General features: G+C 70.4%; 11 protein-coding genes. 4 read left to right on the forward strand and 7 right to left on the reverse strand.

Annotated features, from left to right (window positions below):
- Positions 1–2 precede the first annotated feature (2 nt).
- Genes ABLE43_RS11580 through ABLE43_RS11590 form a run of 3 tightly spaced genes read right to left on the reverse strand, consistent with a single transcriptional unit; the run spans position 3 to position 3,517 of the window.
- Positions 3–257, reverse strand: a complete 255-nt coding sequence (locus ABLE43_RS11580; protein ID WP_348978664.1) for a hypothetical protein — start codon at positions 255–257, stop codon at positions 3–5.
- Between the two features lie 27 nt (positions 258–284).
- Positions 285–818 carry a SixA phosphatase family protein gene (locus tag ABLE43_RS11585; protein ID WP_348978665.1) on the reverse strand — a complete coding sequence of 178 codons (534 nt, stop codon included), beginning with the start codon at positions 816–818 and terminating at the stop codon, positions 285–287.
- Complete coding sequence (locus ABLE43_RS11590; protein WP_348978666.1) at positions 815–3,517, reverse strand: ATP-dependent DNA helicase; 2,703 nt, start codon at positions 3,515–3,517, stop codon at positions 815–817. Before ABLE43_RS11590 ends, ABLE43_RS11585 begins: the two co-directional genes overlap by 4 nt.
- A 267-nt stretch (positions 3,518–3,784) precedes the next feature.
- On the opposite strand from ABLE43_RS11590, the gene ABLE43_RS11595 reads away from it, so the two are divergent.
- The 3 genes from ABLE43_RS11595 (at position 3,785) to ABLE43_RS11605 (ending at position 8,387) form a co-directional block, all read left to right on the forward strand.
- Positions 3,785–6,304 carry a penicillin-binding protein 1A gene (locus tag ABLE43_RS11595; protein ID WP_348978667.1) on the forward strand — a complete coding sequence of 840 codons (2,520 nt, stop codon included), beginning with the start codon at positions 3,785–3,787 and terminating at the stop codon, positions 6,302–6,304.
- A gap of 201 nt (positions 6,305–6,505) precedes the next feature.
- Positions 6,506–7,633, forward strand: a complete 1,128-nt coding sequence (gene prfB / locus ABLE43_RS11600) for a peptide chain release factor 2 (protein WP_348978668.1) — start codon at positions 6,506–6,508, stop codon at positions 7,631–7,633.
- Between the two features lies 1 nt (position 7,634).
- Complete coding sequence (locus ABLE43_RS11605) at positions 7,635–8,387, forward strand: class I SAM-dependent methyltransferase (RefSeq protein ID WP_348978669.1); 753 nt, start codon at positions 7,635–7,637, stop codon at positions 8,385–8,387.
- Positions 8,388–8,660: 273 nt separating this feature from the next.
- On the opposite strand, the gene ABLE43_RS11610 is transcribed toward ABLE43_RS11605, so the two are convergent.
- From ABLE43_RS11610 to ABLE43_RS11625, 4 genes are read right to left on the reverse strand one after another with little or no spacing between them, the layout of a single operon-like run.
- On the reverse strand, positions 8,661–9,155 hold the full coding sequence (locus ABLE43_RS11610; RefSeq protein WP_348978705.1) for an NUDIX hydrolase: 495 nt from the start codon (positions 9,153–9,155) through the stop codon (positions 8,661–8,663).
- 26 nt (positions 9,156–9,181) lie between these two features.
- Positions 9,182–9,850: a TPM domain-containing protein gene (locus ABLE43_RS11615; RefSeq protein ID WP_348978670.1), complete on the reverse strand. Its 669-nt coding sequence runs from the start codon at positions 9,848–9,850 to the stop codon at positions 9,182–9,184.
- Positions 9,850–10,749, reverse strand: a complete 900-nt coding sequence (locus ABLE43_RS11620; RefSeq protein WP_348978671.1) for a TPM domain-containing protein — start codon at positions 10,747–10,749, stop codon at positions 9,850–9,852. Before ABLE43_RS11620 ends, ABLE43_RS11615 begins: the two co-directional genes overlap by 1 nt.
- A gap of 8 nt (positions 10,750–10,757) precedes the next feature.
- On the reverse strand, positions 10,758–11,348 hold the full coding sequence (locus ABLE43_RS11625; protein WP_348978706.1) for a LemA family protein: 591 nt from the start codon (positions 11,346–11,348) through the stop codon (positions 10,758–10,760).
- Between the two features lie 76 nt (positions 11,349–11,424).
- Between ABLE43_RS11625 and mscL the strand changes: the two genes are divergently transcribed.
- A complete protein-coding gene (gene mscL, locus ABLE43_RS11630) occupies positions 11,425–11,907 on the forward strand; it encodes a large conductance mechanosensitive channel protein MscL (RefSeq protein ID WP_348978672.1) in 483 nt (160 codons plus the stop codon).

An 11,907-nucleotide genomic window follows, 5' to 3' on the forward strand; every position in this document is an offset into this window, starting at 1 on the left:
GGTCAGTCGTCGGATGAAGGCGTGAACGGCGCTTCGTAGTGCACGACATAACCGACCTTGGCACTGAGATGGATAGGCAATGCCGCGGCCAGGGCGAACATCGCATCGTCGGTCATCGGCGGAAAGACGAGGACGACCAGCCCGTCGTTGCCCGGCTCGATCCGTGACGGCGGGAAACCGCGTTCGGTGACATGCGCCACCGCGGCGGCTTGATCTTCCGGGACGACCGAAAAATATGTTTCCGACGGCTCCATCATGCGCGGATCATCCGGTCGCCGTCGCGCCTAGTCATGCCCCGGCCCCAGCGTCGGATCGAGGTCGCGCGGGCGCACGAAGCGCACCAGATGGCCGCACCCGTCCGCGGCATCGGCCCAGTCGCCGTCCAGCTCCAGCACCGCGACGGCGGCGGTCGGGAACTTCTCCTCCACCGCGCCGCGCAACGGATTGCTCTCGGCGCTGAGCAGCAGCACCAGATCCTCCAGCCCCGGATTATGCCCGACCAGCAGCGCGCGTCCGGCATCCGCGGGCAGCGCGCGTACCGCATCGAGCAGCGTCGCGGCGGAGGCGAGGTACAGCCCCCGGTCCTGCCGCACCGGCGGCAGCGTGCCATAGCCCCTGGCGAAATGATCGAGCGTCTCGGCCACCCGCACCGCCGGGCTGGCCACCAGATGGTCGAACGCCAGCCGTTCCTGCCGCAGGTGCCGCCCCATGGCGGTCGCGGCGCGCGCGCCCTTGGCGTTCAGCGGCCGGTCGAAATCGCGCGCCACCGAATCGTCCCAGCTCGACTTGGCGTGGCGCAGCAACGTCAGCGTCTTCATGCGTGTGGTTCCATCGGCAGGGCAGCGGTCCCATGCCCCACTTCGGTGCCCAAGGAAAGGGCGCGCGCGACCGCTTCGTCCAGCGTGCAGCGCCGCACCGGCGTCCCCTCGGGAAAGGCCGACAGCAGCCGCGAGGGCATGGCGGCGGACAGCAGCACGAACAGCCCGGAATCGTCGGCGCGGCGGATCAGCCGCCCGAACGCCTGCGCCAGCCGCGCGCGCACCACCCGGTCGTCATAGGCGCTGCCGCCGCCCGCCAGCCGCCGTGCGGCATGCAGCACGCCGGGCTTGGCCCATGGCACCCCCTCCAGCACCACCATCCGCAGCGAATGCCCCGGCACGTCCACCCCGTCGCGCAGCGCGTCGGTGCCGATCAGCGAGGCGCGCGGATCGTCGCGAAAGATGTCGACCAGCGTGCCGGTGTCGATCGGATCGACATGCTGGGCGTAGAGCGGCAGTCCCTCGCGCGCCAGCCGGTCGGCGATGCGGGCATGCACCGCGCGCAGCCGCCGGATCGCGGTGAACAGCCCCAGCGTGCCGCCGCCCGCCGCGACGATCAGCCGCCCGTACGCATTGGCCAGCGCCCCCGGATCGCCGCGCGTCACGTCGGTGACGATCAGCACCTCGGCCTGTTCGGCGTACGCGAACGGGCTGACCGCCTCGAAATGCGCAGGGCTGCGCAGCAGGTGCGGCGCGCCGACGCGCGCGTCCGCGGTGTCCCAGTCGCCGCCCGCCCGCAGCGTGGCGGAGGTGACGAGCACGCCATGCGCGGGCTTCAGCACCGTTTCGGCGAAGGGGCGCGAGGGGTCGAGCCAGTGGCGGTGCAGCCCCATGTCATACTCGCGCCCCTCGGCCCGGTCGACCGCCAGCCAGTCGACGAAATCGGGGTCCGCCGGGCCGCCGATCCGCGCGAGCAGCCGCGCCCATGCGCCGACCGTCTCCGCGCGCCAGCCGAGCGATGCGATCGCCCCCTCGCACCGCGCCCGCGCCGGGCCGTCGAGCCAGTCCGGCCCTTCCGCCAGCACCGCCTCCAGCCGCTTGCCCAGCGCCACCAGCGGGCGCAGCAGCGCGTCCAGCGCCTGTGCGGCGGGGGCGGCGGCCTCGACCAGCGCAGGCGGCGGCTCGGCCAGTTCGGTCTCCAGCGCATAGCCCGCCTCGCCATCCTTCGCGCGGGCGAACACGACCCCGCGCACCGCGGCGAGCAGTTCCTCGAGCGGCCCGAACGGCGCGCCTTCCTGCACCCGGCCCAGCCAGCCGTCGGCGGGAAGGGCGCGCGCCGCCTCGACCGCCGCCGCCACCGCCTCGCCGCCCGCCGCGTCATAGCTCGCCACGTCGGACAGCCGCGCGGCAAGACCCCGCCGCCGCCCGCGCCCGCCGCTCTCCGGCCCCAGCACCCAGCGGCGGATCTCGATCGCCTCCGCACCGGTCAGCGCGGCGGAGAACATCGCGTCGGCGGCATCGAACAGGTGATGCCCCTCGTCGAACACATAGCGGGTCGGGCGGGTGCCGGTCTCGCGCCCGCGCGCGGCATTGACCATCACCAGCGCGTGGTTGGCGATGACGATATCGGCCTGCGCCGACGCCCGCGCCGCGCGCTCGATGAAGCATTTGCGGTAATGCGGGCACCCGGCATAGATACACTCGCCGCGCCGGTCGGTCAGCGCGGTCGATCCGTTGCGGCGGAACAGCGTGGGCAACCAGCCGGGCAGGTCGCCGCCGACCATGTCGCCGTCGGCGCTATACGCCGCCCAGCGCGCGACCAGCTGCGCCAGCACCGCCGCCCGCCCCTGGAACCCGCCCTGCAACGCATCCTCGAGGTTGAGCAGGCACAGGTAATTCTCGCGCCCCTTGCGGGTGACGACACGCGCGCGCCGTTCGGCGGGGTCGGGAAAGACGCGCTCGCTCTCCTGCGCCAGTTGCCGTTGCAGCGCCTTGGTGAAGGTCGACACCCATACCGCCCCGTCCGCTTGCCTCGACCACAGCGAGGCGGGGGCGAGATAGCCGAGCGTCTTGCCGATGCCGGTCCCGGCCTCCGCCAGCACGAGGTTGGGGGTGTCGCGCGCCACGCGCGGGGCGAACGCCTGCGCCGCGGCGGCGGCGAAGGCGCGCTGTCCGGGCCGCGCCTCCGCGCTGGCCCCTGTCAGCTCGGCGAGCCGTTCGACCACCGCCGGTTCGGGCAGGGTGACGGTGCGGGGGGACGCGCGCGGCGGCACCTCCTCCCATTCGGGCAGCTTCGTGAACAGCCAGCGCTCGGCGGTGTCGGGCTTCGGCAGCACCTGCCCCAGCGCGGGCGCCCATGGCCAGCGCAGCCGGAACAGCGCCTGCGCGGCGGTCCACGCCCCCTCCTGCTCCGCCCATGGCGCCGAGGCGGTCGCGATCAGCGCCGCCGCCGCCTGTCGCAACAGCGGCGCGACCCCTGCCTCGTCGACCGGCGCGGGCAGCCCCAGCGCGTGGGCGATCCCCTTGGGCGTCGGCACCGCAAAGCGCGCCGGATGGACGAAGGCGAAGAGTTCGAGCAGGTCCAGCCCCGACAGATCGGCATAGCCCAGCCGCTGCCCGATCAGCGGCGCGTTCAGCACGATCGTCGGCGTATCGGCGGCCAGCGCGATCGCCTCGCCGCGCCCCACCTCGCGCACGCCGTCGTCGTCGGCGATCCAGACGCCCGAATGACCGGCGTGCAGGGCGGGATAGCGCAGCATCGCTGCCTACATAGCGTGTAGGCCGGAGAACGGAAGCCGAACGGATATCCTTTACGCGGTCGCCAACGTACCCCCGCGCAGGCGGGGGGCCAGGGTCACGATCGCCGACGGCTGCGATGCTTGGCTTTGGACCCCCGCCTGCGCGGGGGTACACGGCAGAACGAGTTGTGCCGGTCGGCCAGAAGTCTGGCCTCGACCGCGCGAGGGCACACGCCCCCAAACCCCGACGCTTTCCCCCGCGCGCAAACCTGCTACACCGCGCGGGCGATGCGCGTATCCCGTCCCGACACCGACTCCCCGCCGCCCGCGTCGTCGCGCGCGGCCCGTTTCGCCCATATCCGGCGGCGCTGGTGGTTCCGCCTGCCCGCGATCGGCCTGCTGCTCGCCGGGATCGGGGTGTTCCTCATCTGGCTGCTGCTGTGGCGCACGCTGCCCTCGGTCGATTCGCTGCGCGCCTATGAACCGCCGCTGCCGACCAACGTGCGCGGGATCGACGGGTCGCCGGTCCACAGCTATGCCCGCGAACGCCGGGTGCAGCTGTCCTACGCCGAATATCCGCCGCTGCTGGTCAAGGCGTTCCTCGCCGCCGAGGACCGGACCTTCTTCGAGCATCACGGCGTCGACTATCCCGGCATCGCCGCCGCGATGCTGACCAACCTGCGCAACGACGGCCGCCCGATCGGCGCGTCGACGATCACGCAACAGGTCGCCAAGAACCTGCTGCTGACCAACGAGGTGAGTTACGTCCGCAAGGCGAAGGAGGCGCTGCTCGCCTATCGCATCGAGGATGCGCTGACCAAGCAGCAGATCCTCGAACTCTATCTCAACCAGATCGCGCTCGGGCGGAACGCCTTCGGCGTCGAGGCGGCGAGCCACGCCTATTTCGGCAAGGAGTTGCGCGAACTGACGCTGCCGCAGATGGCCTATCTGGCGATCCTGCCCAAGGGCCCGTCCAACTACACGCCCGAACGCGGCTATGACCGCGCGATCACCCGGCGCAACTGGGTGCTGGGCGAAATGGAGCGCAACGGCTTCATCACGCCCGCCCAGCGTGCCGAGGCCGCCGCGCAGCCGCTCGGCACCATCCCGCGCCAGACCCCGCGACAGGAACTGGCGGGCGGCTATTTCATCGAGGAGGTCCGCCGCCAGCTGCTCGACCGCTTCGGCGAGGGGAGCAAGGACGGCCCGCACAGCGTCTATGCGGGCGGGCTGTGGGTGCGCACCTCGCTCGACCCCAAATTGCAGGCCGATGCGCAGGACGCGCTGCGCGCCGGGCTGATCCGCTATGATTCGGGGCGCGGCTGGTCCGGCCCGCTCAACAAGCCGCGCACGAAGATCGAGGGCGATCGCTGGCAGCAGGCGCTGCTCGGCACCAACATCGGCATCGATTATCAGGACTGGCAGGCGGCGATCGTCATCGCCAGGGACGGCGGCGCGGCACGGATCGGCTTTGCCGACGGGCGCACCGGCACGCTGCCGCGCGCGGGCGCGACCATGCCGGTGCGCGGGGAGGGCGGCACCGCCTTCGCCGCGCTCGAACCGGGCGACATCGTCGCGGTGGCCCCCTCGGGCGGGGACTGGGCGCTGCGTTCGGTCCCGCGCGTGTCGGGCGGCATGGTGGTCGAGGACCCGCGCACCGGCCGGGTGCTGGCGATGCAGGGCGGCTTCGACAGCCGGTTGCAGTCGTTCAACCGCGCGACCCAGGCGATGCGCCAGCCCGGCTCGACGATCAAGCCGATCGTCTATGCCGCCGCGCTGGAGGCGGGGATGACCCCGGCGTCGATCATCGTCGATGGCCCGTTCTGCGTGAACCAGGGCGGGCGGCTGGGCCAGAAATGCTTCCGCAACTTCAGCGGCGGCGGCGCGGGGCCGCACACCATGCGCTGGGGCATCGAACAGTCGCGCAACCTGATGACGGTGCGCGCCGCCGCGCAGACCGGCATGGACAAGGTCAATTCGCTCATCCAGCGCGTGGGGGTGAGCGACGAGAAATTCCCGCCCTACCTGTCCTATGCGCTGGGTGCGGGCGAGACGACGGTGCTGCGCATGGTCAATGCGTACGCGATCCTCGCCAACCAGGGCCGCGAACTCAAACCCACGCTGATCGATTACGTGCAGGACCGGCGCGGCAAGGTGATCTGGCCGGAGAACTGGCGCGCGTGCGACCGCTGCAACGCGCCCGACTGGGACGGCAAGGCGATGCCGCGCCCGCAGATCCGGTCGCGTCAGGTGATGGACGCGATGAGCGCCTACCAGATGGTGCACATCATGGAAGGCGTGATCCAGCGCGGCACCGCCACCACGCTGCGCGACCTCAACCGCCCGATCATGGGCAAGACCGGCACCTCGACCGGCCCGACCGACGTCTGGTTCGTCGGCGGCGCACCGCAGATGATCGCCGGGCTGTATCTGGGCTACGACACCCCACGCAATCTGGGCGGCTATGCGCAGGGCGGCACCATCGCCGCGCCGATCTACAAGGCGTTCGCGGTCAAGGCGTTCAAGGACATGGAGGTGCTGCCGTTCCGCGCGCCCGCGGGTATCCGCATGGTCCGCATCGATCGCGCCAGCGGCCGCCCGGTCTATGGCGCATGGCCGACCACCGATCCCAAGGCAGCGGTGATCTGGGAAGCGTTCAAGCCCGAGACCGAGGCGAAGCGCGCCACCGGACGGCTCGGCGAGGCCCGCGCCCCCGTCACCCGCGATCCCGAACGCGCCACCCGCCCGCGCGCGACGGCGGCCCCGCGCGACAGCGACTTCTTGCAACGCGAGGGGGGAATCTACTAGGTCGTGCCCCATATTGGCCGCAACCGTTCGTCCTGAGTAGCCATTGAGCGAAGTCGAAATGGCGTATCGAAGGACCGGCACCATGCTTCGATACGGGTCTTCGGCTTCGCTCAGCCCCTACTCAGCACGAACGGTTCGGGTAAGGTGCGTCGGTCTCGAGCGACGGACCAGTTAGATACGTCTTTCCGTTGGAGTTTTCCCATGCGCGCCGAAGCGCAAGCCCATGTAGACAAGATCAACGATGCGCTCTCGTTGCTGCGCCGCTTCCTCGACTGGGACCGCGCGCTGCGCCGGCTCGACGAGCTGAACGCGCGCGTCGAGGACCAGGCGTTGTGGAACGATCCCAAGGCCGCGCAGGAGGTGATGCGCGAACGCCGCCGTCTCGACGAGGCGATCACCGCGACCCGCGACATCGAGCGCGAGCTGAGCGACACGGTCGAGCTGATCGAGATGGCCGAGGCCGAGGGCGATGCCGAAATGGCCGAGGAGGGCGTCGCCAACCTCGCCGAACTGGCGAAACGCGCCGATCACGACAAGGTGCAGGCGCTGCTGTCGGGCGAGGCCGACGGCAACGACACCTATATCGAGATCAACGCGGGCGCGGGCGGCACCGAGAGTCAGGACTGGGCGGGCATGCTGCAACGCATGTACACCCGCTGGGCCGAGCGCCGCGGCATGAAGGTCGAGCTGATCGACCAGCATTCGGGCGAACAGGCGGGCATCAAGTCGGCGACGCTGCTGCTGAAGGGCGAGAACGCCTATGGCTTCGCCAAGACCGAGGGCGGGGTCCACCGCCTCGTCCGCATCAGCCCGTACGACAGCGCGGCGCGGCGGCACACCTCGTTCGCGTCCGTCTGGGTCTATCCGGTGATCGACGACAATATCGAGGTCGAATATAACGAGAGCGACCTGCGCATCGACACCTATCGCGCGTCGGGCGCGGGCGGGCAGCACATCAACACCACCGATTCGGCGGTGCGCATCACCCATATCCCGACCGGCATCGTCGTGCAGTGCCAGAACCAGCGCTCGCAGCACAAGAACAAGGCCGAGGCCTATAACCAGCTGCGCGCCCGCCTCTACGAGCGCGAACTGGCGATCCGCGAGGCGGAGGCCAATGCCGAGAATGCGACCAAGACCGACATCGGCTGGGGCCATCAGATCCGGTCGTACGTCCTGCAACCGTACCAGATGGTGAAGGACCTGCGCACCGGCGTCGTCTCGACCGCGCCGGGCGACGTGCTGGACGGCGCGCTCGACCCGTTCATGGCCGCCGCGCTGTCGCAGCGCGTGACCGGCGAAGCGGTCGAGGTCGAGGACGTCGACTGACATGCGCCATGTCCTTTCCCTCGCGCTGCTGTTGCTGGCGGGCTGCGACGCGACGCAGCCGCGCGCGGCCAATGCCCAGCGCGAGGCGGACAAGCCCGACTTCCCCAAGGCCGACCGCCCGGTCGCGACGATCGTGTCGGCGCGCTGGTCGACCGAGGAGGCGCGCGACCGGCTGAACGAGGCGGAAGCGGTGATGGACCGCGCGGGGATCGCGCCGGGCATGACCGTCGCCGACATCGGCGCGGGCGAGGGCTATTACACCATCCGCCTCGCGCAGCGCGTCGGCCCCGACGGGCGGGTGCTGGCAGAGGACATCATCCCCGAGATCCGCGACGCGCTGGCGACCCGTGTCGCGCGCGAGCGACTCGATAACGTCAGCGTGCGGCTGGGCGAGCCGGACGATGCCAAGCTGCCCGAGAACAGCTTCGACCGGGTGCTGATGGTGCACATGTACCATGAGATCGCCGAGCCCTATGCGTTCCTGTGGAACCTGCGCCCGTCGCTGCGGCCCGGAGGACGGGTGGTGGTGGTCGACGCCGACCGCCGCACCCAGAACCACGGCACCCCGCCCGCGCTGCTGCGCTGCGAATTCGCTTCGGTCGGCTATGCGCAGGTCGCGGTGCAGCGGATGCCCTCGGCGGGCGGCTATATCGCGATGTTCACGCCGCAGGGCCCGCGCCCCAGGCCCGAGGACATCAAGCCGTGCCGCCTGCCCGACGCGGCGGCCCCGGCCTCCTCGCCCGACCGCGGCTAAGGCGGCTTCGCCCCGATCCCGATCCTCCCGTTCGTTCCGAGCCCAGTCGAGGGACGGGCCGCACGCGCTGCCCGCAGTGTCCCGACGACGCTCGACACGGACGGTCGGGGCCGGATCGAGAGGATCGGGAACGGCTTGCGGGGCTGTCCTACACGCCCGAAATCTGCTTGGCTGGCGGCACCCCGCCATATCGCTGCCCGCCCGCCGGGCATGCGGGCGACCCGAAAAACCCGCGTCCAGGTGTAAATTTCGTAAACTTCGGCGCTCGAACCCCTATCCCAACAGGTACGGCGACAGCAGCAACAGCAGCTTCACGTCGACCGCCGTGCCCGCCGCGCGCTGCGCCGCGACGAACCCCGGCAGCGCGTCCAGCGCCACCCGGTGGACGACGATATGCTCGTCCTCCACCCCGCCGCCCGCCGCGACCTGCACCAGTTCGCCCGCGCGGAACAGGGTGAAGCTCTCCGACACCATGCCCGGCGACGAGTGATAGTCGCCGAGCGACACCATCGTCCCCGCGCGATAGCCGGTTTCCTCCTCCAGCTCGCGCGCCGCCGCCGCCGCCGCCGCCTCGCCCGCCATGTCGTCGCCGACCAGCCCCGCGGGCAGTTCGATGCAGTTGCGGCCCAGCGGCACGCGATACTGCTCGACCAGCAGCACATGACCGCCGTCGATCGCGACGATCACCGCCGCGCCGATCCCGTTGGCGCGCCCGACATATTCCCAGCGGCCCCGCTTCTTCGCGGTGATGAACCGCCCGGACCACATCACCTCTTCGGGGGCATCGGCATCGATCACAGTTCGATCACCCGGTCGGGCAGTTCGTTCACGTCGTCGTCTCCTCGCGGGAAATGTTCGGCCAGCACGGTGCCGATGGCACCCACCGCCGCGACGATCCCGTCGGCGGCGCGGCCGTCGCGCAACCCGCCCAGCACCGCCGCCAGCGCATCGCCCCACACCGCCGCATCGACCCGGTCGTGGATCGACGCATCGGCGATCAGCTCGGCACGATGCTCGGCCATCGACAGGTAGAGCAGCACGCCGGTCGCGGCGACGGTGCGCTGCTCGGCGGCGGCACGGAACAGCATCAGCGCCCGCGCATGGACCCGCCGCGCCTTGGTCGCCCGCGGGGTCAGCGCCATGCGCAGCGGGGGCCAGCCGACGCCGTAGCGCACGATCAGGAACACCGCCGCCTGCACCCACGCCATCACGGTGAACAGGAAAGCGGGGGAGGGTGCCTCGCCCCACGGCTCGACCCAGCCGTGCACCGCATGGAGCCAGCCCGGCCACAGCGCCGATCCGGCGAGTACCAGCAGCATCGCCAGCACCGCGAAGTGCAGCGGGACATCGTGATAGCGATCCGATTCGGGTGCGGTGATGACGACGATCTCGCCGTTGGTCGCCGCCTCCGCCGCTGCTACCGCCGCGCCGATCCGCGCATGATCCTGTGCCGACAGCCGCATCACCAGTCCCCCGAAGCGCCGCCGCCACCGCCCGATCCGCCACCGCCGCCGGTGAAGCCGCCGCCGCCCCAGCTGCCGTCGGAACCGCCATCGGACGATCCGCCGCCCCAGCTACCACCACCGCCGCCCCAGCCACTGCCGCGCGTGGCGTTACGGGCGATCTCGTCGGCGATCGACCACAGGATGATCGGCATCACCCCGCTGTCGCTGCTACGATGCCGACGACCCCATGGGCCTGCCGCGCGTCGCTTGCGCCGCCCGGAAAAGATCGATGCGACGATAACGCCAAACACGATCAGCATGAACACGCCCGCCACCGGGAACCCGCCGCCGGATCGCTGACGTCGGTGCTGCTGGTTGAATTGCTTGACCGCGGCGTCGACCTTCGCCTGCGCTTCCTCGGGGCTGGCACGCAATTGCGCGATCACCGCATCGGTGCCCGCCGTCATCGCGCCGGGTATATCGCCGTTGCGCAGCATCGGCGTCATCAGCCCGCGGGTAACGGTAGAGGAGAAGGCGTCGGTCAGGATCGGCTCGAGGCCATAGCCGACTTCCAGTCGCGGCCCGCGCTGCCCCGCCGGATTATTGGGGGCGATGAACAGGATCGCGCCATTGTCCGCACCCTTCAGACCCACGGCCCAGGTCCGCAGCAGCCGATTGCCGTAATCCTCCAGCGGATAGCCCTGCAGATCGCCGATCGTGGCGACGACCAACTGCCGCTTGGTATCCTTCTGCAACGCCGTCAGCTTCTGCGTCAGTTCCGCGCGCGTCTCGGGCGGCAGGACGTTGGCGTCGTCGACCACCAGCCCGGTGAACTTGGGGAAGGTCTGCGCCTGCACCCCCGCCGCCCCGCCGATCAGCAGGAGCGCGAGCCACAGGCGCCACAGGATGCGCAGCATCGGACCGCTCAGCTTGCGTTCCCGAAGTTCACCTGCGGCGCGACTTCCGCCCCGCCCTGTGCCTGGAAGCTCTGCTTGGGCTTGGCGCCGTAGAACACCCGCGCCCCGATCGCATCGGGGAAGGTGCGGATGCGGGTGTTATACGCCTGCACCGCCTCGTTATAGTCGCGCCGCGCGATGGCGATGCGGTTCTCGGTCCCCTCCAGCTGCGATTGCAGGCTCATGAAATTCTGGTTCGAGGTGAGCGCCGGATACGCCTCCACCACGGTGCGCAGCTGGCCCAGCGCCTGGGTCAGCTGGTTCTGTGCCGACTGGAAGCGCTGGAAGGTCTGCGGGTCCGACAGGTCGTTGGTGGTGACGTTGATCGACGTCGCCTGTGCCCGTGCCCGCGTGACGTTGGTCAGCACGCGCTCTTCCTGCCCCGCGAACCCCTTCACCGTCGCGACCAGATTGGGGATCAGGTCGGCACGGCGCTGATACTGGTTCTGCACCTCGCCCCATTTGGCGTTCACATTCTCTTCCGCCGTGGGAACGCTGTTGACCCCGCACGCCGCCAGCGGGACCGCCGCCGCAACCACGATCGCCATCCGCATCCGCATCATCCCGTTCCTCAATTGCTTGTCCACGCCACCGTATCGCACCATTATGACACCCTCAACAGCGTTGGAGGACTATATGGCGATCCTGAAGGAGTTTCGCACCTTCGTCGCGCGCGGCAACGTGCTCGACCTCGCCGTCGGCGTCATCATCGGTGCCGCGTTCGGCACGATCACCAAGTCGCTGACCGACGACATGATCATGCCGGTGGTCGGCTGGCTGTTCGGCGGGTTCGACTTCTCCAGCTATTTCGTGCGGCTGGCCCCGATCCCGGCGGGCTATACCGGATCGCCGACCAACTATGCCGCGCTGAAGGCGGCGGGGGTGCCGTTGTTCGGCTATGGCGCGTTCGTCAGCGTGGTCATCAACTTCCTGATCCTCGCCTTCATCGTGTTCCTGCTGGTCAAGTTCGTGAACCGCGCGATCGCGGTGGTGCACGAGGAACAGAAGAAGGGCGACGCCCCGCCCGCCGCCGATCCGGCCGATGTGGCGCTGCTGCGCGAGATCCGCGACGAGCTGCGCGCGGCGCGGGCGAACGGGGTTGACCCGGCCAAATCCTGA

It is taken from the genome of Sphingomonas silueang, assembly GCF_040049155.1.
GTDB classification, from domain to species: domain Bacteria; phylum Pseudomonadota; class Alphaproteobacteria; order Sphingomonadales; family Sphingomonadaceae; genus Sphingomonas; species Sphingomonas silueang.

Excerpts from the sequence above, each read along its gene's own strand:
- ABLE43_RS11585 (WP_348978665.1), bottom strand. The coding sequence starts at position 818 with ATGAAGACGCTGACGTTGCTGCGCCACGCCAAGTCGAGCTGGGACGAT.
- ABLE43_RS11615 (WP_348978670.1), bottom strand. The coding sequence starts at position 9,850 with ATGCGGCTGTCGGCACAGGATCATGCGCGGATCGGCGCGGCGGTAGCA.
- ABLE43_RS11610 (WP_348978705.1), bottom strand. The coding sequence starts at position 9,155 with ATGTGGTCCGGGCGGTTCATCACCGCGAAGAAGCGGGGCCGCTGGGAA.
- ABLE43_RS11595 (WP_348978667.1), top strand. The coding sequence starts at position 3,785 with ATGCGCGTATCCCGTCCCGACACCGACTCCCCGCCGCCCGCGTCGTCG.
- ABLE43_RS11605 (WP_348978669.1), top strand. The coding sequence starts at position 7,635 with ATGCGCCATGTCCTTTCCCTCGCGCTGCTGTTGCTGGCGGGCTGCGAC.
- ABLE43_RS11620 (WP_348978671.1), bottom strand. The coding sequence starts at position 10,749 with ATGCTGCGCATCCTGTGGCGCCTGTGGCTCGCGCTCCTGCTGATCGGC.
- mscL (WP_348978672.1), top strand. The coding sequence starts at position 11,425 with ATGGCGATCCTGAAGGAGTTTCGCACCTTCGTCGCGCGCGGCAACGTG.
- ABLE43_RS11590 (WP_348978666.1), bottom strand. The coding sequence starts at position 3,517 with ATGCTGCGCTATCCCGCCCTGCACGCCGGTCATTCGGGCGTCTGGATC.
- prfB (WP_348978668.1), top strand. The coding sequence starts at position 6,506 with ATGCGCGCCGAAGCGCAAGCCCATGTAGACAAGATCAACGATGCGCTC.
- ABLE43_RS11580 (WP_348978664.1), bottom strand. The coding sequence starts at position 257 with ATGATGGAGCCGTCGGAAACATATTTTTCGGTCGTCCCGGAAGATCAA.
- ABLE43_RS11625 (WP_348978706.1), bottom strand. The coding sequence starts at position 11,348 with ATGCGGATGCGGATGGCGATCGTGGTTGCGGCGGCGGTCCCGCTGGCG.